This window comes from Pseudolabrys sp. (assembly GCF_050250095.1).
Lineage (GTDB): Bacteria > Pseudomonadota > Alphaproteobacteria > Rhizobiales > Xanthobacteraceae > Pseudolabrys.
This window is the reverse complement of sequence record NZ_JBFWPH010000002.1, coordinates 667,174-689,618: the sequence shown is the minus strand read 5'-3', so window position 1 is coordinate 689,618 and position 22,445 is coordinate 667,174. Positions and strand designations below refer to the sequence as shown.

Sequence of the window (22,445 nt, the reverse complement as noted above, 5' to 3'; positions counted from 1 at the left end):
CCCAGATCAAAAGGATACGCCATGCTCGGCGCGCTCATCATCGTCTTCCGCGAGGTCATCGAAGCCGGCCTGATCGTCGGCATCGTGCTCGCCGCGACGCGCGGCGTCGCCGGGCGCGGCCGTTTCGTCGCCTATGGCGTAATCGCCGGCGTCCTCGGCGCCTGCGTGGTCGCGGCCTTCGCCGGCACCATCTCGCGCGCCTTCGAAGGCTCGGGGCAGGAACTGTTCAACGCCGCGGTGCTCGGCATCGCCGTCGTGATGCTGATGTGGCACAACGCCTGGATGGCGCGGCACGGCCGTGAGATCGCCGCCGACATGCGCCGCCTCGGCCACGACGTCGCCGTCGGCAGCCGCTCGCTCGCCGCCCTCGCGATCGTCGTCGGCCTCGCGGTGCTGCGCGAGGGATCGGAAGTCGTGCTGTTCCTCTACGGCATCCTGATGGCGGGCACCTCCGTCATGTCGACCTTCACCGGCTCGGTGCTCGGCATCGCGGCGGGCGCGGCGTTCTCCGCCCTCACCTATTTCGGCCTGCTCGCGATCCCGGCCCGTCACATCTTCACCGCGACGAGCTGGCTGATCGCGCTCCTGGCCGCCGGCATGGCGGCGCAGGCGGTGCAATACGTCAACGCCGCGGGCTATCTGCTGATCCTCGGCGACACGGCCTGGGACACGTCGTGGCTGTTGTCCGAGCAGAGCCTCGTCGGCCGGCTGCTGCACACGCTGATCGGCTATATGGAACAGCCGACGCAATTGCAGATCGTGGTCTATCTCGCCACGCTCGCGGCGATGGCGATCCTGATGCGGGTCGCGCGGCCCGCGCCGCGCGAGGAACGCGCGGCGGCGTGACCAACTAAAAGCCGTCATTCCGGGACACGCCAAAGGCGTGAACCCGGAATCCAGAACCATTGACCGCCTTCGTGTTTCTGGATTCCGGATCGCCACTGTCGTGGCGTCCGGAACGACAAAGGAAAGTTTTTAGCCCGCCTTCTTGCCCAGCGTCGCGAAGGCGACCGACGGCACCTGATCGATCAGTTTCAGCAGCGCGCGAGCCGGGCCGCGCGGGCTGCGCTTGCCCTGCTCCCAGTTGCGCAGCGTCTCGACCGGCACCTCGATCTGCTCGGCGAAAGCGTTCTGCGTCATGCCGGTGCGCGCGCGCACATGGCGCACGAAGGCTGCCGGATCGCTGTGGTCGATCACCTGCTCGCTGCCGTCAGCCAGGATTTCGACGATCCGCCCGTCCGCCTTCAATCGCACCCGCATCATCGCCCGCCCCCAAAATGAAGTCTGGCCAGCATGGCCCAATGGGCGAAGACACTGGCCGAGTCATGGTTAAGGCGCGGTTAATCGGCCAATGGCCGAGCGGCTACTTCGTCTTCTCGAACACCTCGCGGCCGATCAGCATGCGGCGGATTTCCGAGGTGCCGGCGCCGATTTCATACAGCTTGGCGTCCCGCAGCAGGCGGCCGGTGGGAAATTCGTTGATGTAACCGTTGCCGCCGAGGCACTGGATGGCGTCGAGCGCGAGCTTCGTCGCGCCCTCGGCGGCATAGAGGATCGCGCCGGCGGCGTCCTCGCGCGTGGTGCGCCCGGCGTCGCAGGCGCGCGCCACCGCATAGACGTAGGCCTTGGCGGCGTTCATCGTCACATACATGTCGGCCACCTTGGCCTGCATAATCTGGAACGAGCCGATCGGCTGGCCGAACTGCTTGCGGTCGTGGACATAAGGCAGCACCACGTCGAGGCAGGCCTGCATGATGCCGAGCGGACCGGCGGCCAGCACGACCCGCTCGTAGTCGAGGCCCGACATCAGCACGTTGACGCCGCCGCCGACCTTGCCGAGCACGTTCTCGGCCGGCACCTCGCAATCCTGAAACACCAGTTCGCAGGTGTCGGAGCCGCGCATGCCGAGCTTGTCGAGCTTCTGCGCGGTGGAGAAGCCCTTCATCCCCTTCTCGATCAGGAACGCGGTGATGCCGCGCGGGCCGGCGTCCGGATCGGTCTTGGCATAGACGACGAGCGTATCCGCGCCGGGGCCGTTGGTGATCCACATCTTCGAGCCGTTGAGGACGTAACGGTCGCCCTTCTTCTCGGCGCGCGTGCGCATCGAGACGACATCGGAGCCGGAGCCCGGCTCCGACATCGCCAGCGCGCCGAGATGCTCGCCGGAAATCAGCTTGCCGAGATATTTGCGTTTCTGCGCTTCGGTGCCGTTGCGGCGGATCTGGTTGACGCAGAGGTTGGAATGCGCGCCATAGGACAGGCCGACCGAGGCCGAGGCGCGCGAGACTTCCTCCATCGCGATGCAGTGGTCGAGATAGCCGAGACCCGAGCCGCCGTAGTCTTCCTCCACCGTAATGCCGTGCAGGCCGAGCTGGCCCATCTCCGGCCACAGCTCGCGCGGAAAGGTATTGGTGCGGTCGATCTCGTCGGCGCGCGGCGCGATGCGGTCGGCCGCGAAGGCGCTGACCGACTGCCGCAGCATGTCGGCGTCCTCGCCGAGACCGAAATCGAAACCGCTCCAGCTGTTGGGGATCATCCACCCGCTCCCGTAAAACCCGCGCTCTCGCATGGCGGTACGGGGCGAGATTACAGGGGTTTTCGGCTTTGATGAAATCAAAGCCAAAAATCCATTTGTTAATTGACGCGTTTTCTTGACGCGAACCGGTATCCACTTCGCTTGAAAACGCTATGCCTCAGGCTGTCAGCACGGTCTCGGTGTCGGCCGGCGGGGCGGCCTGGCCGTTCTGCGCGGCATATTGCTGGCCGGCCAGCCGGTCGATCGCCTTGGCGGGAACCGGACGCGCGAACAGGAAGCCCTGCATCTCGTCGCAGCCGGCCATGCGCAGCAGCACGCGCTGCTCCTCGGTCTCGACGCCCTCGACGAGAACTTTAAGGCCGAGCGCGCGGCCGAGCGCGACGATCGCCTGGATGATGACGCCGGCATTGGCGGTGCGGCCGAGCGGCGTCACGAAGGCGCGGTCGATCTTCAGCTTGTCGATCGGGAAGCGCTGCAGGTAGCCGAGATTGGAGTAGCCGGAGCCGAAATCGTCGAGCGCGATGCGCACCCCGAGCGCGCGCAGATCGTTGATGCGGCGGATCATCTCGTCGGGGTTCTCGACCAGCACGCCTTCGGTGATTTCCAGCATCAGCCGCGACGGCTCGAGCCGGGTTTCCTCCAGCAGATCGCGCACCAGTTCGACGATCTGCGGTCCCTTGACCTGCACGGGCGACAGATTGACGCCGACATAGAAGTCCGGCCAGCGCTTGGCGTCGCTCAGGGCGCGGCGCAGCACGAATGCGCCGAGCGCGTCCATGATGCCCATCTGCTCGGCGACGGGGATGAAATTGCCCGGCGGAATGTTGCCGCGCACCGGATGCGTCCAGCGGCACAGCGCCTCGACGCCGGTGATCTGCGCGCCGTCGGGCGTGACGATCGGCTGGTAGTGCAGATCGAGGTCGCCGGCCGCAAGCGCACGCGGCAGTTCGCGGCGGATGAACTGAAGCTCCTGCGACGACATCTCGACCGCGTGATCGTAGCCGAGCACGGTGCCGGACCCCTTGCGCGCGGCGGCGCTCAACGCACGACCGGCGACGCGCACCATGTCGTCGCGGCCGACCGCATCGCGCGGCGCCTGCGCGTAGCCGGCGTGGCCGCCGATGCGCACGAGACCGCCAAGCCACTGCGGCCGCGACAGCACCTCCAGCGCGCGGCGCAGGATCGGCGCGACGGCAGCGGTCTCGGTGATGATGATGCGGAACTGGTCGCCGTGGCCGCGGCCAAGCACCGCGTTGTCCGGCAGCGCCTGCGCCAGCTCATGCGAGATCGCGACCAGGATTTCGTCGGCGCTGGCGACGCCGTCGCCGTGATGCGTCTCGTGGATGCCGTCGAACTCGATCACCGCATAGGTGACGACCTCCTGAATCTCCCGGTTCGCCAGCGCGACGCCGAGACGATGCAGCATCGCCTGTTCCGCCGGCAGGCCGGTGACGGGATCGGTGTCGGCAATGGCGCGCGCCCGCCGCTCCTGCTCGCGCAGCGCGGCGACGTGACGACGGAGCCGCCGCACCGCAACGCCCGCGCCGATCAGCAACGCCAGCGCAAGACCGATCGCGGCGAACGCGACCGGCCGCACCAGATCGAACAGCCCGTGTTCCTTATTCCAGGTCAGAAACCCGATGATCCGCCCGTCGGCATTCAGCACCGGCTGGGCGTTCGCCGCGCGCGCGCCCGGATCGGATTCAAATTTGAGATCGGGAATGCCCGACGACCGTTCGAGCAGCTCGATCAGCCGGCTGTCGACCTGCTCGTCGCCCTTGAGCAGCGGACGAACGTCCTCGACGCCGGCGCGCAGCGCCGCGCGCATGCGCTCGCTGTCATGCTTGTCGTGATGACGGGCCGCGACATAGCCCAGAACTGCAAAGGTGAGCAGCACCAGCGCACCGGCCACCGCGATGACGGTGATGAGCCGCGCCACCGGCGGCGCGCGGCCCGACGCAGAATCCGCGGACGAGGCCGCGCCAGGCTGCGCCTCGGCAAACGGCGAGAGCCGCGCCTGCTGCATTTGCTCGGAGTGGTCCTCCGCGCGGTCAGCGTCGCCTGTCACAACAAAACTCCGGCGCTCGGGCGCGCGTTACGATCCCATCATGCTAAATTTCCAGAGTTAATGCGGGGTGCGGAAACACGGTAAACCGGCCGTTAATCGCCGCATAAAGCATAGGTCCAACACGCACTTGCCGGGCGCTGCCGCCTGCCGTCATGTGGCGGCACCCTGTTTCGCCGGCATCGCTTCGAAACCATGTTCCGCCCCCTCGCCTTCGCTCTCGCCGTCGTTGCCGGCCTGCCGGCCGTCGCCGAGACGCGCGCCCAGACGCGTGCCCCTACCGCCGCGTCCTGTGCCGGCAATCCAAACGCGCTCGGCACCGCGCGCGTGATCGAGGTCGAGGCGCAATCGACGCCGCGCGTCGGCCGCAAGCATTTCCCCGGCACGCTGCCGCTCGCGCCGCAGGAGATCGTGCTCACCTTCGACGACGGCCCCTGGCCGACGACGACGCCACGGGTGCTGGACGCGCTGAAACGCGAATGCGTGCGCGCGACCTTCTTCCTGCTCGGCCAGCATGCGGAGGAGACCCCGGCGCTGGCGCGGCGCATTTTCGCGGAAGGCCACACGGTCGCGCACCACACCTATTCGCACAAGATTCTGACAAGGCTGCCGATCGCGGTGGCGGAGGCCGAAATCAACCGCGGCATCGAGGAAGACGACTACGCGGTCTACGGCCAGCGCCGCAAAGACCCGGCGACGCCGTTCTTCCGCTTCCCCGGCTTTGCCGGCACGCCGGCGTTGCTCGACCTGCTGAACCGCCGCGGCATCGTGGTGTTCGGCGCCGACGTCTGGGCAAGCGACTGGAATCCGATGTCGCCGCAGGACGAACTGAAACTCATCGTCGGGCGGATCGAGAAAAACCGCGGCGGCATCGTGCTGTTTCACGACACCAAGGCGCAGACTGCGGCCATGCTGCCGGACTTCCTGCGCGAGATGAAACGGCGCGGCTATCGCGTCGTTCATGTCGTGCCGGCGGGAAGCCGCGGCGCCATCCGCTGATTCCGAAGCGCGCGCGTTTCAATTTGGGACAGCGCCAGCGCAACGTTCTTGGTTAACAAAATCCTGCCGCCGTGCTTGTCTGCGCTCGAAAGCCCGCGCCTTCCCGTTCATTGTCCGGCGCGGCGGAGCAGCGGATGCGTGGCGTCGTCTTCATGCGTGCGTTTGTCGCCGGCGCGATTGCCGGCGCGGTGTCGTTGTCCGCCGCGCAGGCGGCGACCGGCTGCGCGCGCGGCGCCTTGGGAACGGCGCGGACCATCGCGGTCGACGCCAGGGATTTCCAGCGCATCGGCACGACGCAATATTCGCAGACCTTGCCGCTCGACGACCGCGAAGTGGTGCTGACCTTCGACGACGGCCCGATCAGCCCGTTCACCGAGTCCGTGCTGAAGACGCTCGCGGACGAATGCGTGAAAGCGACGTTCTTTCTGGTCGGGCGGCAGGCGCAGGCACACCCTGAACTCGTGCGCGCGATCGTCGCCGCCGGCCACAGCATCGGCACGCACAGCCAGAACCATCCGCTCACCTTCGACCAGATGCCGCTCGAACGCGCGCGCGCCGAGATCGACGACGGCATCGCTTCGGTGACCGCCGCGCTCGGCGAAGCGCCGCCGCCGTTCTTCCGCATTCCGGGCTTCCTGCGGTCGCGCGAGGTCGAGCAGCAACTCGCTGCGCGCAACATCGTGCTGTGGGGCACCGACGCCGACGCCGACGACTGGTACAAGACGGCGACGCCCGAGGACATCGTGGCAAAGGCGATCCAGCGGCTCGAGGCAAAGAAACGCGGCATTCTGCTGCTGCACGACGTGCAGCCGGCGACCGCGCTGGCGCTGCCCGCGTTGCTCAAGGAGTTGAAGGCGCGCGGCTGGCGCGTCGTCCATGCCGTGCCGCCGCAGCCGCACCGGCCCGCGGTCGCCAAACACCACGACAAGCACCGCAAGGCCCCCGCCGCACGCACCGCGGCCGCAACCTCGTGGCCGCGCACGGCCTCGCCGCGCGTGCAGCAGGCGCGCCGGGCCGACGATGCGCGCGGCCGGCGCGCACCCAGGGTCCGCTATCTGACCAAACGGGAATGGGACGAGATGAACCGCCGGGCGCGCTATGCGGACCGGCGCTGGGACCCGTACCGTCGCTGACGGCCCGCCTGCAATACCCCCAATGGTGCGGCCGAGAGGACTCGAACCTCCACGGTGTTACCCGCTAGCACCTCAAGCTAGTGCGTCTACCAATTCCGCCACGGCCGCATTGGGGATGCGCCGCGGAGGAAATCCCGTGCCCCACGGCGGCGTCGATGTAACAAATAGGGTCCGCAGCCACAAGCCCGCAAAACCCCATTTGTCCTTGATTTGGCATGCGATCGGGCGCGAAAAGGCCGCCGCCCTCGCAGAATCGCGCCTCAGCGCATATCTGGCGGGCGCGGCAGGAGCTGCGTGACCTCGACGGCGATGCGGCTGCCATTGACGACCACATTGCCCTTGGCGACCGCGAGCCCGTTGGCGAGGACGCTCACCTCGTCGTCCTCGGCGGCATCCAGTTCGATGATGGCGCCGCGGCCGAGCCGCAACACCTGATGGACCGGCATGTCGGTCGTCCCGAGCACCACCGTGATATCCAGCGAAACACTGTCGAGTTTAGGCACCTGCGAAAGCTCCCCCAGCCCGCCCGCGACAGCGGGGCGCGGCAGCCGTCAGGTCATCATGGTATGGTTAGCCAATGGTTAACGTCCGGGACGCCCTCACTTTTGCGCCGCCACAGGCGGGTTTTCCGCCGGTCGCCTGGCGCATCGGGGACGGCCTGACCGATTACGACGAGGCGGTCGCGGCGATGGATTCGCGCGCCGAAGCGATCGCGGCCGGGCAGGCCCCAGAGCTGGTCTGGCTGGTCGAGCACCCGCCCCTCTACACCGCCGGTACCAGCGCCAAGGCGGCCGACCTGATCGAGGCGCGCTTTCCGGTCCACGAGACCGGGCGCGGCGGCCAGTTCACCTATCACGGCCCCGGCCAGCGGGTGGCCTATGCGATGCTGGACCTGCGGCAGCGGGGTCCGGATTTGCGCCGCTACGTGACGACGCTGGAGGAATGGATCATCCGGACGCTCGCCGCCTTCAACGTGCGCGGCGAACGGCGCGAGGACCGCATCGGCGTCTGGGTCCGCCGCCCCGAGAAAGGCGACGGCTACGAGGACAAGATCGCCGCGCTCGGCATCCGGATCCGGCAATGGGTGACGCTGCACGGCATCGCCATCAATGTCGAACCCGACCTGTCCCACTTCGCCGGTATCGTACCGTGCGGCGTCAAGGAACAGCGCTACGGCGTGACCAGCCTCGCCGATCTCGGCATCACCGCGACGATGGCGGACGTCGACGTCGCGCTGCGGCAGAGCTTCGAGGACCTGTTCGGCGCGACGTCCAACGCCTGACCGGTTACCCCGCCAGCGCCAGCTTGCGGGCGCTGTGCCGAGCGGCCTGCGTCAGCCCGCCATAGCCGTAAGCGTCACCGCGCACCTCGTCGACATGGACGTAGCTTTCCTCGTGCAGCGGCCCGAGCAGCTTTTCCATCGCGGCGAATACCGCGGCGACGAAGGCCGCCTTCTCCTCGCGGGTATTGGTGCCGTCGGTGACGTGAACGTCGATCCAGAAGCTCGCGAGCCAGGCGTCGGTCAGCGAGCGGCCAGCGACGAACCAGCTGTCCGGGTTGACGCGCTCGACGATCACGGCGGTGACGTTGGGATCCTTGCCGAGAATCGTCGCGGTCAGGCGGCTGATTTCGGCGGCGATCTCGGCGCGCGGCAGCACCTTCAGATGCGGCGTGGCGACGGCGGCGGTGATGAGCGGCATGACAAATCTCCTTCCAAATGTCCTTCATTGACAAGCGCAATCTAGGACCGCCATATTGATGAGTAAATGCAATGACTGATGATAGCTGAGATAACGGTTTCAAATCATGCAGGCCCACAGCCTCGACATCGACGCAGTCCGCGCCTTCACGCTGGTCGCCGACCTGAAGAACTTCACCCGCGCCGCCCAGGCGCTCGGCCTCACGCAATCGGCGGTGAGCCTGCAACTGAAACGGCTCGAGGCGCGGCTTGGCCGCCAGCTCGTCTCGCGCACGCCGCGCATGGTGCAGCTGACCGCCGACGGCGCCGGCTTTCTCGACCGCGCCCGTGCGCTGATCGAGGCGCATGACCGCGCGCTCGGCGGCGAAGGCAAGGCCGAGCGGCGTCTCAAGCTCGGTATCGGCGATCACGTCGCCGGACCGAACCTGCCGGCGCTGCTGGCGCAGGTCGCGGCGAGCGACCCGCAGCTTCGTCTCGAAGTGCGGATCGACTTCTCGAGCCGGCTGATCGAGGCGGCGGACGCCGGCCGCTACGACGCCGTGGTGGTGCGGCGCGAGCCGCATCAGCGCGGCGGCGAAATGCTGTTCGAGGACACGCTGCGCTGGTACGCGACGCCGTCGTTCCGGCACGCGGCGGGCGCGAAGCTGCGGCTTGCCATGCTGACCGCGCCGTGCGGCGTGCGCGCTCACGCGATCCGAACGCTCGACAAGGCGCGCGTCGAATGGACCGAGGCCTTTACCGGCGGCGGCGTCACCGCAATCGCGGCGGCCGCGCTCGCCGGCATCGCGGTCGCGCCGATGGCGGAGCGCGTCGCACCGTCCGGCACGATCGACGTCGGCGCAGCGCTCGGACTACCCCCGCTCGGGCGATCCCGTGTCGTGATGTATGGCCGCGCATCCAATCCGGCCGAACACGCCGCGCTGCGCACCCTCGCCGCGGCGTTCCGCGGCCGAACACGATGAACTGGGATTTACGCGGTCGGCAGCACCGAGAAACTTTCGCCGCCACGGCGCTCGTCGAGCAGGGAAAAATCCACGTCGCGCAGATGCACGGCATCGACGCGCGCGCCGGCCGGCCCGACCTTGCAGGCCGCGATCAGCATGTTGACGATCGCCGGCGTCGCGGCGAAGACGGCTTCGACGGTGCCGTCACGACGGTTGCGCACCCAGCCGTCGGCGCCGTGATGGTAAGCGGACTCGGCCACGAACGCGCGAAAGCCGACGCCCTGCACGCGCCCATGCAGCATCACGTGGCGGACAATGCCCGCACTTCCCACGCGCCGCCCCCTGTTTTCGCGCCGCGCTTGCCGGCGAAGCCGGATGTCGCACGCCGGGCGACCGAAGCGACGTAACGCTCCGGCAAGTCCCAGTCGCGCGCGGCACGCACAATCAGTTCGATATAACCCGGCTTCGGGGTTCCGGGGATGCGACGGCGTAGCACATAGGTCATGGCGGCAACCCGCCGGCTGCCGAACCGCACCGGCAGCGTACGCACGTCATACAGGCCCTTGTGCAGCAGTTCGTAAGTGTGCAGTGCAGCACAATCCCGTGCGGTGAGCCGCCACAGCACTCCGTGCACGACATGGCCGGGTGCGGGGTCGACCGAGCCCCAGCCATCGACGCCGATGAAGAAACGCCAGCCCGGCAGGGCCGCGGTGCCCGCCGCCCGGGCCTCCCGGCAGCGCCCCGCCATCGCGGCGCGGTCCATGTTCGAACCGTAGGCGAAATACAGCATGGCTCTCGCCATAGCAGGACACGCCGTTTGCGTCAGCCGCGGCGGTCCTTCACCGGCGTCTCGCCGGATTGCGTCCGCCGGCGATCGCGCGCGACGTCCTCGATCTGCCGCTCATAGTCGTCCGGCGCATAATCCTCGACCGGCTCGTCGTGAATCGGATGCTGCTCGACGCCGCCGTCCGGCGCCGGGCTGTGACCGGACACCGGCGTTTCCTCGCCCGCCGAGCGGGGCAGCGAGTCCGGCGGCGTGCGCGGTTGATCGCGGCGGCGCAACCGGTCCGGCACGTCAGCGGCTGCGGCGGTTTCCTTGCGCCGTTCGGATGTCTGCGGGCGATGCTTGCGGGCGGATGTGGTTGCCATCGCGTTGTCTCCTTCTCGTTCTCTCAGGCGATCACGACGCGACCATGCTGCCGCCGTTGGGATGCAGCACCTGGCCGCTGATGTAGGAGGCCTCCTCGCTGGCGAGGAAAACGTAACAGGGCGCGACCTCGTTGGGCTGGCCGGGCCGATGCATCGGCGCAGACTTGCCGTGGTTGGCGACGTGCTCCGCGTCGAACGAGGCGGGAATGAGCGGCGTCCAGATCGGACCCGGCGCCACCGCGTTGACGCGGATGCCGTCCTCGATCAGCGCCTGAGACAGCGAGCGCGTGAAGGCGACGATCGCGCCCTTGGTCGCGGAATAGTCGAGCAGCGTCTTGTGGCCGCGATAGGCGGTGATCGACGCGGTGTTGATGATCGCGCCCCCGGCGCTCATGTGCCGCAGCGCATGCTTGGTCATGTAGAAGAAGCTGAAGATATTGGTGCGGAACGTGCGCTCGATCTGTTTCGCGTCGATCTCGCGGATATCGTCGGTCTCGTGCTGCTCGGCCGCATTGTTGACGAGGATGTCGATCCTGCCGAAACGCGCGACCGTTTTCTCAACCGCCTCACGGCAGAATGTCTCGTCGCCGACATCGCCTGCGACTTTCAGGACCGTGCGGCCTTCGTCTTCCACGGCCTTCGCGGTGTCCGCCGCGTCCTTCTCTTCCTCAAGATAGAGGATGGCGACGTCCGCTCCCTCGCGCGCCATCGCGACGGCAATGGCGCGGCCAATGCCGCTATCGCCGCCGGTAATCAGCGCGACCTTGCCGCGCAACCGGCCGGAACCGGCGACCTTGGGTTCGTAATCGGGTTGCGGCCGCATTTCGCGCTCGCGGCCGGGCTGACGATCCTGCTCCTGCGCTGGCATCGTGCCGCCGGACTTTTTGGCCGCCGTCTTCGACGCCGCGTGTTTTGCAATCGCCTTTTTTGCAATGGCTTTCTTCGAAAGAGCCTGGGTCATTGGCGTTCTCCAATGCCCCCTGAGCATCGGCCACGACGCCCGCTGCCGCGAGCCGTCCGGCCGCACCCATGCCCGTCTCAAGGATCAGCGAACAATCCGGCGATTTCGCGTTCGGTGCGCGCGCAAACTCAGGCGAATTCGAGGATCACCGCGTCCACCGCAAGGCTGTCGCCTTTTTTGGCGTGGACCTTCTTCACCGTGCCGTCGATCTCGGCGCGCAGCACGTTTTCCATTTTCATCGCCTCGACCACGGCGACCGGCTCGCCGGCCTTGACCTCCTGCCCCTCGCTGACCGCGATGGAAACGACGAGGCCCGGCATCGGGCACCTCACCTGTTTGCCCGAGTCCGCGCTGGTCTTGACCGGCATCAGTTTCGCGTAGTCGGCCTCGCGCGCGGTGTAGACATAGGCGCGCGTCTCGGCGCCGCGGAACGCCAGCGCGAAACTGTTCGGATGCGGGCGCACCTGCACCGCGACCGCCTCGCCGTCGACCTCGCCGGTCCAGATCGTCTCGCCGGGCTTCCAGTCCGAGCGCAGTTGGATCCACGGCTCGTCGCCGGCAAAGCGCACCGAGATCGACCCGTTGTTGCGCATGACCTCGAGGCGATGCTCCTCGTCGCCGAGCCAGACCGCGCGCTGGCTGTCGCGAGTGACGCTGCGGCCGGTCATCTGCCCGGAAATCTGCCGCTTGCGCTCGCCGAGCACATGATCGATCGCCGCGGCGACGGCGGCGAGCACGCGCGCGACGTTGCCCTGCGGCGCGATGGCGTGGAAGCCCTCGGGAAATTCCTCGGCGATGAAACCGGTCGAGAGCTTGCCGGAGCGCCAGCGCGGATGCGCCATCAGCGCCGCCAGAAACGGAATGTTGTGGCGAATACCGTCGATGCCGAAGGCGTCGAGCGCGCCGGCCTGCGCGTCGATCGCCTGCTCGCGGGTCGGCGCATGGGTGACCAGCTTGGCGATCATCGGATCGTAGTAGAGCGAAATCTCGCCGCCCTCATAGACGCCGGTGTCGTTGCGCACGGTGACGCCGTGCTCGGACTTTTCCGCCGGCGGGCGGTACTTCACCAGCCGTCCGATCGACGGCAGGAAGTTGCGGTACGGGTCCTCGGCATAGATGCGGCTTTCGACCGACCAGCCGGTAAGTTTCACATCGCTCTGCTTGAGGGCGAGTTTTTCGCCCGCCGCGACGCGGATCATCTGCTCGACGAGATCGATCCCGGTGACGAGTTCGGTCACCGGATGCTCGACCTGCAGGCGGGTATTCATCTCGAGGAAGTAGAAGCTCCTGTCCTGCCCCGCGACGAATTCGACGGTGCCCGCGCTGTCGTAGCCGACCGCCTTCGCCAGCGCGACGGCCTGCTCGCCCATCTTCCGGCGGGTCGCCTCGTCGAGCAGCGGGCTCGGGGCCTCCTCGACGACTTTCTGGTTGCGGCGCTGGATCGAGCATTCACGCTCGCCGAGATAGATGACGTTACCGTGCTTGTCGCCGAGCACCTGGATTTCGATGTGGCGCGGATCGACGATGAATTTCTCAATGAAGACGCGGTCGTCGCCGAACGAGGATTTCGCTTCCGACTTCGCGCGCGTGTAGCCCTCCGCGACTTCCGATCTGCTGTAGGCGATGCGCATGCCCTTGCCGCCGCCGCCGGCCGACGCCTTGATCATCACCGGATAGCCGATCTCGTCGGCGATCTTCACCGCCTCCTTTTCGTCGGCGATGACGCCGAGATGGCCGGGCACGGTGGAAACCTTCGCGGCGGCAGCCGCCTTCTTCGACTCGATCTTGTCGCCCATCGCCGCGATGGCCTTGGGGTTCGGACCGATGAAGACGATGCCGGCCTCCGCCAATGCCTTCGGGAATGCCTCGCGCTCGGACAGGAAGCCGTAACCGGGATGCACCGCCTCCGCGCCGGTTTGCTTGCAGGCGGCGACGATCTTCTCGATGACGAGATAGCTTTCCGCCGCCGGGGCTGCGCCGATCGGAACGGCCTGGTCGGCCATCGCGACATGCAGCGCGTCCTTGTCGGCGTCGGAATAGACCGCGACGGTCTCGATCCCCATGCGACGCGCGGTCTTGATGACTCGGCAGGCAATTTCGCCGCGATTGGCGATCAGGATGCGCTTGAACATCGACAATGCTCCGACCGCATGGCTTTGCGGCGTGGGAGGCAAATTGTCAATGTCCGGGCCTCATTGGCCCAGCGCAGCGAGGGTCAACCAAAGAATGATGCCGGCCGCGGCGTAGCAGACGAATGCCAGCAGGCCGACTTGCCGCGCGAAGGCCGCACCGCCGATCCCTGCGCCGATCACGAGCTTGCTCAGGGTGTTGGTCGCCACCGCCGCGAGAACCCCCAGGGCGGCCTCCCGCGCGCCGAGCGAGCCCGGCACCAACCGCGCCAGCGACACCGTGACGGCATCGACATCGGCAAGGCCGAGCGCCGCCGCGCCGACGAAGGCGCCGGTCGCGCCGAACCACTGATTGATGAACTGGCCAAGCAACACGATGGCGGCAAGAAACACCGCGAAGCCGACAACCGGCCAGAACTGGAACGGGTTGCGCAGCACGATCTGCGTATCCTTGCCGCGCCGCCCGCGAAAAGCGAGCAGCCCGGCGACGCCGACCGCCGCGAGCGTCGCGGCGACGAGCGGCGGACCGGCGTGCCACAGGATGTCGGGCTTCAGCGCCGCGGCGATCGCAATCACGCGTACGAAGGAAATCGCCGCCGCGAGCGCAACGCCGGCGACGAGAATGTTCGGCGGCCCCTTGCTCTGCGCCGCGTGGCGCGCATTGGCGAGCGTCACCGCCGTCGACGAGACGAGGCCGCCCGCCGCCGCCGCGAGCAGGATGCCATGGCGCGCGCCGAAATACTTGACCGCAACGTAGCCCGCGAACGACACCGCCGCGAGTACGATGGCGATCAGCCACACCTCGCGCGGGTTGATGTCGAGCGCGGCCGACAACGACCGGTCGGGCATCAGCGGCAGCACGATGAAGGTCATCGCGAGCAGCACCAGCATCGAGCGCAGTTCCGGCCAGGCGATCTCCGCCACGAGGCCGTGCAGCGGCTCGCGCAGCGCGAGCAGCCCCGTCATGGCGACGGCCGCCGCGGCGGCGATCCGCAGATCGCCGAGCATGGCGCAGGCGGCCAGCACAAAGGTCGCGATGCCGGCGACCACCGTGGTCGCGGAGAAGTTCTTTTTCGCCTGCGCCTCGATGCGCGCGAAGGCGACCAGCGCCGCCGCGTAGACGGCAAGGCCGGCCGAGACGACGATGGCGCCGGCCGCGCCGCCGCCGAGGCCGAGCGCCAGCGTGCCGCAGGCGCCGCCGAGGATGCCGGTCAGCGAGAAAGTACGGACGCCGGCGGTGCGCGAACCCGCCCCCTCCTCGCGCTGACGCCAGCCGCGCTCGACGCCGACCAGAAGGCCGATGCCGAGTGCAACCGCGAAGCGCGAGGCGATGTCCGTCAGGTCCACGGAAAAAGCTCTATCATCGGGTGCGGCACGTTCCGGTTGCCAGAATGCCGCAGCCGAACCTTGCGGAAAACCGCTTCATTCTAATTGCCGCAATATTGCCAGTATAAATCTTTTACGCTTCCGGCATCTTTGGAACTCGCGGGGCCTTCCGGCGCGAAATGCCGGTCTTTATATTCTCCGCATTCTTGCAGAATGACGCCGTCGCGGAGCCGACCTATCATCCCGCCGATGCGTTCACGACAATGGATAGGCCGCGGGATGCGGAAGGCCGGTCGCCTACCGCACCCAGACTGACGAGGAGTATTGCATCATGGCTCTGGCAATCGGCGACATCGCGCCGGATTTCGAGACGGAAACCACCGAAGGCAAGATCCGCTTCCACGACTGGATCGGCGACAAATGGGCGGTGCTGTTTTCGCACCCGAAGGATTTCACCCCGGTCTGCACGACCGAGCTTGGCTACATGGCCCGCATCAAGCCGGAATTCGACAAGCGCGGCGTCAAGATCATCGGCCTCTCCGCCGATCCGGTCGACCGTCACGCCAAATGGGCAGAAGACATCAAGGAGACGCAGGGCTTCGCGCCGAACTATCCGATGATCGGCGACCCTGAGCTGAAAGTCGCGAAGGCCTACGGCATGCTGCCGGCCTCCGCCTCCGGCGATCCCTCGCAGCGCACCGCCAACGACAACCAGACCGTGCGCAACGTGTTCGTCATCGGCCCGGACAAGAAGATCAAGCTGATCCTCGTCTACCCGATGTCCACGGGGCGCAACTTCGATGAGGTGCTGCGCGTCATCGACTCGCTGCAGCTCACCGCCAAGCACAAGGTCTCGACGCCGGCGCAGTGGAAGCAGGGCGACGACGTCATTATCGGCGGCGGCCTGTCCGACGAGGACGCCAAGAAGATCTGGCCGCAGGGCTGGAAATCGCCGAAGCCGTATATCCGGATCGTCCCGCAGCCGAAGTAACCGGCCGCGAATCTTTGCAAGTGTGAGTTGGGCGCGGGCTTCCTCCCCCGCGCCCTTCGCTTTTGGCGAAAACGACCGGCTTTGTTGACCGGTTTTGCCGTTGCGCTAGAGCCCGGCTTTGATTGGATCAAAGCCGGGCTCTAGCTTTTTGTGTTGTCGCGTTTTCTTCACGCGAACCGGTTTCCACTTCGCTCGAAAACACTCTATTGCTGGGTTCCCCGCCCCGCATACGGACCGACGCGATGGACGACCGCGCTCACGACCAGCCAGCTTTCGCCAAGTTTCTGGGCCTCAGGATCATCTCCATCGCGCCGGACAAGGTGACCGCGGAACTGCCGGTGCGCGAGGAACTCAACAACCGCTTCGGCATCATGCACGGCGGCGCCATCATGGCGCTGGCCGACAATCTCGGCGGCACCGCCACCACCGCCAACCTCAAGCCGGGGCAGAGCACCACCACGATCGAGAGCAAGACCAATTTCTTCGCCGCGATCCCGATCGGCGACGTGGCAAAGGCGGAATGCACGCCGCTGCACCGCGGCCGCACCACGATGGTCTGGCAGACCAGGATCACCCGCGGCGACGGCAAGCTCTGCGCCATCGTCACGCAGACGCAAATCGTCCTGACCCGTGATCCAAAATAGCGGGCCGGACGTAGCACCGGGGCAATGGCTGAACGTGTCTCCGTGCTGCACTGGTTCCGCGACGACTTGCGGCTTCACGACAATCCCGCGCTGTCCGCCGCCGTCCGCGGCGCCGCGCCGCTGGTCTGCCTCTATGTCCGCGGCGAGACCGGCCCGGCCGTAAGCCCGGCGGGCCGCCCGCATAGCCGGCCGCTTGGCAGCGCATCGCGCTGGTGGCTGGCGCAGTCGTTGCGGGCGCTCGATGCCGCGCTCGGCGAGCATCGCCAGCGGCTCGTGCTGCGCAGCGGCGAGCCCGTCGCCACCATCGTCGCAACCGCGCGCGAGGCCCGCGCCACGCGCGTCCACTGGAACCGCGGCCTCGGCGCGGCCTGCCGCGCGCTCGACCGGGCGCTGATCGAGGCCTTACGCGAGGCCGGCATCGGCGCGACGGTCCACGCGCCCAATCTGCTCGCCGGCCCGACGCCGGTGACCACCAAAGACGGCGGGCCGATGCGGGTCTTCACGCCGTTCTGGCGACGCCTCAGGACGCTCGGCCCGTCGCGTACGCCGCTCGCAGCGCCGGGGAAGCTCGCCCGCGGGCCGGACCTCACCGGCGAAAGACTGGCGGACTGGGCGCTCGAACCCTCGCGCCCCGACTGGGCCGGCGGCCTGCGCGCCGCCTGGACGCCCGGCGAAGACGGCGCGCGGCAACGGCTGAGCGACTTTCTCAAGCAAGCCGCCGGCTACGCCGCCGAACGGGACCGTCCCGACCGCGCGGCGACCTCCCGGCTGTCGCCTCACCTGCGCTTCGGCGAGATCAGCGCCGGCGAAGTCTTCAACGCAGCGCAGTTCATGGCGGACGAAGGGCAAGTGCCGGGCCGCGACATCGACAAATTCCACAGCGAGCTCGGCTGGCGCGATTTTTCCTATTCGCTGCTCCAGCACAATACCGATCTCGCGATCAAAAACCTGCAACCGCGCTTCGATGCATTCCCCTGGCGCGACGACGCGGCGGGACTGCGCGCGTGGCAGCGCGGACGCACCGGCTATCCGATCGTCGATGCCGGCATGCGCGAATTGTGGACGACCGGCTGGATGCACAACCGCGTGCGCATGATCGTCGCGTCGTTCCTCGTGAAACACCTGCTGATCGACTGGCGGCACGGCGAGCAATGGTTCTGGGACACGCTCGTCGACGCCGACCCCGCCAACAATCCGGCAAGCTGGCAATGGGTGGCGGGCTGCGGCGCCGACGCCGCGCCCTATTTCCGCATCTTCAACCCGGTCCTGCAGGGCCGGACGTTCGATCCCGAAGGGGACTATGTGCGGCGATGGGTGCCCGAACTCGGCAAGCTGCGCGACGACGATATTCATTCGCCGTGGCTCGCAACGCCGCTCGACCTTGCCGATGCCGGCGTCACGCTCGGCAAGAACTATCCGCAGCCGATCGTCGACCACGCCGCCGCGCGGGCGCGCGCGCTCGAGGCCTTCAAGGCGACCAAGTCTGAGATTTAAGCTTTGGCCGGCGCGCGATTGACGAGGAACACGGCGAGCGCGCAGATCAGCATGCCGGCGATCGAGATGGCGTCGAGCTTCTCGCCGAACAGCACGAAGGCCATCAGCGCGGTCACCGACGGCACCAGATAGAACAGGCTGGCGAAGCCCGCCGCCGCCGAGCGGCGGATCAGCCAGTACATCAGCGTCACCGCGCCGATCGACAGCACCAGCACCAGCCAGGCCAGCGCGAACACGAACTCGCCGGTCCAGTGCACGGCGCGCGTTTCGAAAGCGAAGGCGAAGATCGCGAAGAAAATCCCGGCGACGAAATACTGCACGAGATTGCCGGTGCGCCAGTCGATCTGGCCGCCATAGCGCTTCTGATACATGGTGCCGAGCGTGATGCCGATCAGCGAGGCGACGCTCGCGGCCCAGCCGAGCAGCGTCCCCGAGCCGAGCATGGTGCGGTCGTGCAGCACCAGCACGCAGCCGCCGAGGCCGATGGCGAGGCCGAGCCACTGGATCGGCCGCACCTTCTCGCCGAGCCAGCGATTGGCCATCGTCGCCATCAGGAGCGGCTGCAATCCGGGGATCAGCGCCGAGATGCCGACCGGCACGCCCTGAAAGATCGCGGTGAAGACGCCGCCGAGATAAATGCCGTGCACCAGCAGGCCGGTGATCGCGCTGTGGCCGGCTTCCGCCTTCGTCAGCCAGCGCGCGCCGGCAAACCACGCGATCGCCGCCATCAGCACGACGACAAACACCATGCGGATCGCCAGGAACGTCATCGGCTCGACGTAAGGCAGCCCGTAACGGGCGCCGACGAAGCCGGTGCTCCACAGCACGACAAAAATGACAGGCGCCAAGCCTGTCATGAAATCACGTTTCATCGTCGTCTTCCCGGCCGTCGCGCCCTGAATCGCTGGCGGAGGTAATCAGAAGTTTAGGCCGATAGCACCCCTTTTTAGGCCGCGCTCCCCTCTTGGCGCATGGGCGCCGTGCTAGCTCTGCCGGTGTCCGGCAACGTCGGAGGACAGGCCGCCATGCAATTGCTCGCCGTTTATGTGGGACTGCTCACCGTGGGGGAATTCGGCGCCTATGCGGTCGGCCGGCAGATCGAACTCTTCGCGCCGGCCTTGAGCCTGACCATTTTCCTCGCGTTGTTCTTCTTCATGTTCTGGGCAGCGTGGCGGGTCGCGATCCGCATCGCCTGACCGCCCCTTACGGCCCGAAGGCGGCGTCGATCGGCACGCGATAGCCGTTGGCGAGGCGGTTGGTCTCGTTAGCCATGCCGGCGACCGCCATCACCTCCGCGAACATGGCATCGCTCATGCCCGCCTTGCGGGCCGCCGCGGTGTGGCTCGCGATGCAATAGCCGCAGCCGTTGGTGACGCTGACGGCGAGATAGATCATCTCCTTGGTGAGCGGATCGAGCGCGCCCGGCGCCATCACCTCCTTGATGCTCTCCCAGGTGCGCTTCAGCGTCGCCGGGTCGTGCGCGAGGTATTTCCAGAAATTGTTGACGTCCGGCACGTTGCGGCTCGTCTTGATGTCGTCATAGACCGCGCGCACCGCGGGCGACGCATCGGCATACTCGATGGGTGTCAGTCGGGACATCGTCGCCTCACTTGATGGATGCGTAGGCTTCCGGCTTGAAGCCGACCAGCAATTTGCCGCCGGGCAGTTCCAGCACGGGGCGCTTGATCATCGAGGGCTGTGCGAGCATCAGCTTGATGGCCTTGGTTTCGGTCAGCCCTTCCTTGTCCTTGTCGGGCAGTTTCTTGAACGTGGTGCCGGCCCTGTTGAGCAGGACGTCCCAGCCGGCTTTCTTCGCCCAGGTTTCGAGTTTCGCCTTGTCGATGCCCTTCGTCTTGTAATCGTGGAAGTCGTAGGCGACGCCCTTCTTGTCCAGCGCGGCGCGCGCCTTCTTCATGGTGTCGCAGTTCTTGATGCCGTAGATGGTAATGGGCATGGACCGCCGGTTCTCCCGTTGCCTCGCGCAGTGGCGCAGACGGCGAGTGTAACGGACCTTCGGCCGATGCGGGAGTGCGTCAGCGACCTGCGAGAAATCGCAGCCACGGCGCGAAATGAAACGCCGCCATCAACAGATACATCAGCGTCATGCCGCCGAGCGGCGAGCCGCCCATTGAGGCACAGAGCATGTCGGACGTATCGGAGGCCGCCGTTCCCAGCGCCATCAGCGCGAAGACCGGCGCGGCGGCAAGGCCGAGCAACCCGGCGAGGCCGGGAGCGGCGTTGCCGCTCCCGGTTCCATCGATGCAGACCGTTTTCATGCCGCGCCTCAGCCGCGCCCGCCGCAGCACGACGCAGCCTTCGCCGCGTCCGGCCCGTAGCGGTCGTGATGGCGCACCCAAGCCATGCCGCCTTCCGGCTCATCCCGACCCTTGGGCATCAGGTCGAGCATGCGGTAGGTGCCCATCATCGCCTCGACGCCGCGGCCATAGGTCGAATAGGTGTGGAAGACGCCGCCGGCTTCGTCCTTGCAGAATACGCTGATGCCGGGCCACTCCTCGCCGGTCAGCGACCACTTGCCGAAATTGTAGTCGATCTTGCCGCTCGCGATCTCCTCCGGCGTGAAGCTGACCTTGAAGTCGTAGTTGAAGTCGCTGCCGAACGACGACACCCACTCGAACTGCCAGCCCATGCGGCGGCGGAACCGCTCGATCTCGGCGAGCGGCGCACGCGAGACGGCGACGAAGCTGACGCCGCGCTGCGCGAGATGGACGAGCATGCCGTCATTGTGGTCGGCCATGTAGGAGCAGCTCTTGCAGCCCTCCTCCCAGCCCGGCGCCAGCATGAAGTGCTGCACCAGCAACTGACGGCGGCCCGCGAACAGATCGGCAAGCGATACCTTGCCGCCGGGGCTGTCGAACACATAGGTCTTATCGATCCGCACCCAGGGCAGTTGCCGGCGCAGCCGCGCAACCTCGTCGCCGCGGCGGGTCAGATCCTTCTCGGCGGCCAGAAGATCGCGGCGCGCCTCCAGCCAGTTCTCACGCGATGTCGTTGCATGTGTCGTCATGGTGTTTCTCCTTTCGCGGTCCGGCGCGGTTTACCGTTTCGTCGCTCTCTCTTGCCGGACCTTGACCGTGAGATAGATTGTGCGCCGGACACCCCGACGGCCGGGAGTGACAAGTGTGGCGGGATTTGAATGGACTCGCTGACGATCGCCGCGGCCCGCGCACTCGCCACAGGCGATCCGCTCGCCGCGCTGAATGCCATCGCGCTGCGCGACGATCCGCCGGCGCTGGCGCTGCGCGGCATCGCGATGGCGCAACTCGGCGACCTCGCCCGCGCCAGGCTGCTGCTGCGCCGCGCGGCAAAGGCGTTCGGGCCGAGGGAAGCGATCGCGCGGGCGCGCTGCGCGGTGGCGGAAGCCGAAATCGCGCTCGTCTCGCGCGACCTGACCTGGCCGGTGAAGGCGCTTCAGGCCGCCCGCACGACGCTCGAAGCGCGCGGCGACAAAGCGAACGCAGCGCATGCGCGCCATCTCGAAATCCGCCGCCTGATCCTGATCGGCCGCGTCGCGGAGGCCGAACGCCTGCTCGCGGGGTTTGATCCCGCGCCGCTGCCGCCGGCGCTGCGGGCGGCCCACGAGATGGCGGTCGCCGGCATTGCGCTGCGGCGCCTGACAACGAAACCGGCGCGTGCGGCGCTGGCGCGCGCCAGACGCGCCGCGCAGGCGGCGCGCATCCCGCCGCTGCTGGCGGAGGTCGAAAGCGCGGGCCTCGCGCTGACGGAGCCCGCCGCGCGGCTGATCGGGCGCGGCAAGGAAAAGACGCTGATGCTCGCCGATGTCGAGGCGCTGCTTGGCTCGAAGACATTCATTGTCGACGCCTGCCGCCTTGCCGTGCGGCATGGCGCAACCGTGGTTTCGCTCGACAGCCGCCCGGTTCTGTTCGCGCTCGCCCGCGCACTGGCGGAAGGCTGGCCCGGCGGCGCGTCGCGCGAGGCGCTGCTGGCGCGCGCCTTTCGCGCCAGGCACGCCGACGAGTCGCACCGCGCGCGGCTGCGCGTCGAGATCGGCCGGCTGCGCAAGGCGCTGCGCGCCATCGCGCGCGTCGACGCAACGCCCGAGGGTTTCATCCTGACGCCGCGCCGCGCACGCGATGTCGTCGTGCTCGCCCCGCCGGCCGACGACGAGCACGCCGCCGTGCTGGCACTGCTCGCCGACGGCGAGGCGTGGTCGAGTTCGGCGCTGGCGCTCGCGCTCGGCGCGAGCCAGCGCACCGTGCAGCGCGCGCTCGACGGCCTCGCGGCGGGCGGCAAAGTGCAGGCGACCGGCCGCGCCCGCGCGCGGCGCTGGATGACGCCGCCGGTGCCCGGTTTCCCGACAAGCTTGTTACTCACGGGTGCGTTGCCCGGTGGCTAG

Annotated in this window: 26 protein-coding genes and 1 tRNA gene; 10 read left to right on the top strand and 17 right to left on the bottom strand. The window is 67.6% G+C overall.

Going from position 1 to position 22,445, the window contains the following annotated elements; genetic code table 11:
* The first annotated feature begins 21 nt into the window (after positions 1 to 21).
* On the top strand, positions 22 to 846 hold the full coding sequence (locus AB7F10_RS08560) for an FTR1 family iron permease (RefSeq protein WP_428558595.1): 825 nt from the start codon (positions 22 to 24) through the stop codon (positions 844 to 846).
* Between the two features lie 129 nt (positions 847 to 975).
* Here the strand turns inward: AB7F10_RS08560 and AB7F10_RS08555 are convergent, their stop codons facing one another.
* The 3 genes from AB7F10_RS08555 to AB7F10_RS08545 form a co-directional block, all read right to left on the bottom strand.
* A complete protein-coding gene (locus tag AB7F10_RS08555; protein WP_428558597.1) occupies positions 976 to 1,263 on the bottom strand; it encodes a helix-turn-helix domain-containing protein in 288 nt (95 codons plus the stop codon).
* A 100-nt stretch (positions 1,264 to 1,363) separates the two neighbouring features.
* The gene (locus AB7F10_RS08550; RefSeq protein ID WP_428558599.1) at positions 1,364 to 2,536 is read right to left on the bottom strand and encodes an isovaleryl-CoA dehydrogenase; all 1,173 of its coding nucleotides are present in this window, start codon (positions 2,534 to 2,536) and stop codon (positions 1,364 to 1,366) included.
* A 157-nt stretch (positions 2,537 to 2,693) separates the two neighbouring features.
* Positions 2,694 to 4,604, bottom strand: a complete 1,911-nt coding sequence (locus tag AB7F10_RS08545) for a putative bifunctional diguanylate cyclase/phosphodiesterase (protein WP_428558601.1) — start codon at positions 4,602 to 4,604, stop codon at positions 2,694 to 2,696.
* A gap of 192 nt (positions 4,605 to 4,796) precedes the next feature.
* Between AB7F10_RS08545 and AB7F10_RS08540 the strand changes: the two genes are divergently transcribed.
* Together AB7F10_RS08540 and AB7F10_RS08535 are read left to right on the top strand one after the other, a co-directional pair.
* Complete coding sequence (locus tag AB7F10_RS08540; protein ID WP_428558603.1) at positions 4,797 to 5,600, top strand: polysaccharide deacetylase family protein; 804 nt, start codon at positions 4,797 to 4,799, stop codon at positions 5,598 to 5,600.
* A gap of 134 nt (positions 5,601 to 5,734) precedes the next feature.
* Complete coding sequence (locus AB7F10_RS08535) at positions 5,735 to 6,733, top strand: polysaccharide deacetylase family protein (RefSeq protein WP_428558606.1); 999 nt, start codon at positions 5,735 to 5,737, stop codon at positions 6,731 to 6,733.
* Positions 6,734 to 6,756: 23 nt separating this feature from the next.
* Here AB7F10_RS08535 and AB7F10_RS08530 read toward each other — a convergent pair.
* Positions 6,757 to 6,841: transfer RNA gene (locus tag AB7F10_RS08530), tRNA-Leu, on the bottom strand.
* 152 nt (positions 6,842 to 6,993) lie between these two features.
* Entirely contained in the window at positions 6,994 to 7,236 is a 243-nt protein-coding gene (locus AB7F10_RS08525) for a FliM/FliN family flagellar motor switch protein (RefSeq protein WP_428558608.1), read from the bottom strand.
* 74 nt (positions 7,237 to 7,310) lie between these two features.
* Between AB7F10_RS08525 and lipB the strand changes: the two genes are divergently transcribed.
* Positions 7,311 to 8,015, top strand: a complete 705-nt coding sequence (gene lipB, locus AB7F10_RS08520) for a lipoyl(octanoyl) transferase LipB (RefSeq protein ID WP_428558611.1) — start codon at positions 7,311 to 7,313, stop codon at positions 8,013 to 8,015.
* A gap of 4 nt (positions 8,016 to 8,019) precedes the next feature.
* Here lipB and AB7F10_RS08515 read toward each other — a convergent pair whose 3' ends face one another.
* A complete protein-coding gene (locus tag AB7F10_RS08515) occupies positions 8,020 to 8,433 on the bottom strand; it encodes a tautomerase family protein (protein WP_428558613.1) in 414 nt (137 codons plus the stop codon).
* 106 nt (positions 8,434 to 8,539) lie between these two features.
* On the opposite strand from AB7F10_RS08515, the gene AB7F10_RS08510 reads away from it, so the two are divergent.
* Positions 8,540 to 9,394 (top strand): LysR family transcriptional regulator, encoded by an 855-nt coding sequence (locus AB7F10_RS08510; RefSeq protein WP_428558615.1) that lies wholly within the window; start codon positions 8,540 to 8,542, stop codon positions 9,392 to 9,394.
* An 8-nt stretch (positions 9,395 to 9,402) separates the two neighbouring features.
* Here AB7F10_RS08510 and AB7F10_RS08505 read toward each other — a convergent pair whose 3' ends face one another.
* From AB7F10_RS08505 to AB7F10_RS08480, 6 genes are all read right to left on the bottom strand, one after another.
* On the bottom strand, positions 9,403 to 9,678 hold the full coding sequence (locus AB7F10_RS08505; RefSeq protein ID WP_428559988.1) for an acylphosphatase: 276 nt from the start codon (positions 9,676 to 9,678) through the stop codon (positions 9,403 to 9,405).
* Positions 9,678 to 10,166: a gamma-glutamylcyclotransferase family protein gene (locus AB7F10_RS08500; RefSeq protein ID WP_428558618.1), complete on the bottom strand. Its 489-nt coding sequence runs from the start codon at positions 10,164 to 10,166 to the stop codon at positions 9,678 to 9,680. The genes AB7F10_RS08505 and AB7F10_RS08500 overlap by 1 nt, the downstream gene beginning before the upstream one ends.
* A 32-nt stretch (positions 10,167 to 10,198) precedes the next feature.
* Complete coding sequence (locus tag AB7F10_RS08495) at positions 10,199 to 10,525, bottom strand: hypothetical protein (RefSeq protein WP_428558620.1); 327 nt, start codon at positions 10,523 to 10,525, stop codon at positions 10,199 to 10,201.
* Between the two features lie 31 nt (positions 10,526 to 10,556).
* Positions 10,557 to 11,486 carry an SDR family oxidoreductase gene (locus AB7F10_RS08490; protein WP_428558622.1) on the bottom strand — a complete coding sequence of 310 codons (930 nt, stop codon included), beginning with the start codon at positions 11,484 to 11,486 and terminating at the stop codon, positions 10,557 to 10,559.
* A gap of 128 nt (positions 11,487 to 11,614) precedes the next feature.
* Positions 11,615 to 13,618 (bottom strand): acetyl-CoA carboxylase biotin carboxylase subunit, encoded by a 2,004-nt coding sequence (locus AB7F10_RS08485; RefSeq protein WP_428558624.1) that lies wholly within the window; start codon positions 13,616 to 13,618, stop codon positions 11,615 to 11,617.
* A gap of 60 nt (positions 13,619 to 13,678) precedes the next feature.
* Positions 13,679 to 14,962, bottom strand: coding sequence for an MgtC/SapB family protein (locus AB7F10_RS08480; protein WP_428558626.1), 1,284 nt, complete (start codon positions 14,960 to 14,962; stop codon positions 13,679 to 13,681).
* A 310-nt stretch (positions 14,963 to 15,272) separates the two neighbouring features.
* Between AB7F10_RS08480 and AB7F10_RS08475 the strand changes: the two genes are divergently transcribed.
* The 3 genes from AB7F10_RS08475 (at position 15,273) to AB7F10_RS08465 (ending at position 18,070) form a co-directional block, all read left to right on the top strand.
* Positions 15,273 to 15,932, top strand: coding sequence for a peroxiredoxin (locus AB7F10_RS08475; protein ID WP_428558628.1), 660 nt, complete (start codon positions 15,273 to 15,275; stop codon positions 15,930 to 15,932).
* A gap of 242 nt (positions 15,933 to 16,174) precedes the next feature.
* Positions 16,175 to 16,576 (top strand): PaaI family thioesterase, encoded by a 402-nt coding sequence (locus tag AB7F10_RS08470; protein WP_428558630.1) that lies wholly within the window; start codon positions 16,175 to 16,177, stop codon positions 16,574 to 16,576.
* Between the two features lie 24 nt (positions 16,577 to 16,600).
* A complete protein-coding gene (locus AB7F10_RS08465; RefSeq protein ID WP_428558633.1) occupies positions 16,601 to 18,070 on the top strand; it encodes a cryptochrome/photolyase family protein in 1,470 nt (489 codons plus the stop codon).
* Here the strand turns inward: AB7F10_RS08465 and AB7F10_RS08460 are convergent.
* A complete protein-coding gene (locus AB7F10_RS08460) occupies positions 18,067 to 18,942 on the bottom strand; it encodes a DMT family transporter (protein ID WP_428558635.1) in 876 nt (291 codons plus the stop codon). The two genes, AB7F10_RS08465 and AB7F10_RS08460, sit on opposite strands and share 4 nt — an antisense overlap.
* A 153-nt stretch (positions 18,943 to 19,095) precedes the next feature.
* Here AB7F10_RS08460 and AB7F10_RS08455 point away from each other — a divergent pair, with 153 nt between their 5' ends.
* Positions 19,096 to 19,266: a hypothetical protein gene (locus AB7F10_RS08455; protein WP_428558637.1), complete on the top strand. Its 171-nt coding sequence runs from the start codon at positions 19,096 to 19,098 to the stop codon at positions 19,264 to 19,266.
* A 7-nt stretch (positions 19,267 to 19,273) separates the two neighbouring features.
* Here the strand turns inward: AB7F10_RS08455 and AB7F10_RS08450 are convergent, their stop codons facing one another.
* From AB7F10_RS08450 to AB7F10_RS08435, 4 genes are all read right to left on the bottom strand, one after another.
* Positions 19,274 to 19,669 (bottom strand): carboxymuconolactone decarboxylase family protein, encoded by a 396-nt coding sequence (locus tag AB7F10_RS08450; protein WP_428558640.1) that lies wholly within the window; start codon positions 19,667 to 19,669, stop codon positions 19,274 to 19,276.
* 7 nt (positions 19,670 to 19,676) lie between these two features.
* A complete protein-coding gene (locus AB7F10_RS08445; protein WP_428558642.1) occupies positions 19,677 to 20,024 on the bottom strand; it encodes an ArsC family reductase in 348 nt (115 codons plus the stop codon).
* 79 nt (positions 20,025 to 20,103) lie between these two features.
* Positions 20,104 to 20,346: a hypothetical protein gene (locus AB7F10_RS08440; RefSeq protein WP_428558644.1), complete on the bottom strand. Its 243-nt coding sequence runs from the start codon at positions 20,344 to 20,346 to the stop codon at positions 20,104 to 20,106.
* A gap of 8 nt (positions 20,347 to 20,354) precedes the next feature.
* Positions 20,355 to 21,095: a DUF899 domain-containing protein gene (locus AB7F10_RS08435; protein ID WP_428558646.1), complete on the bottom strand. Its 741-nt coding sequence runs from the start codon at positions 21,093 to 21,095 to the stop codon at positions 20,355 to 20,357.
* Positions 21,096 to 21,224: 129 nt separating this feature from the next.
* Between AB7F10_RS08435 and AB7F10_RS08430 the strand changes: the two genes are divergently transcribed.
* Entirely contained in the window at positions 21,225 to 22,445 is a 1,221-nt protein-coding gene (locus AB7F10_RS08430) for a helix-turn-helix domain-containing protein (protein ID WP_428558649.1), read from the top strand.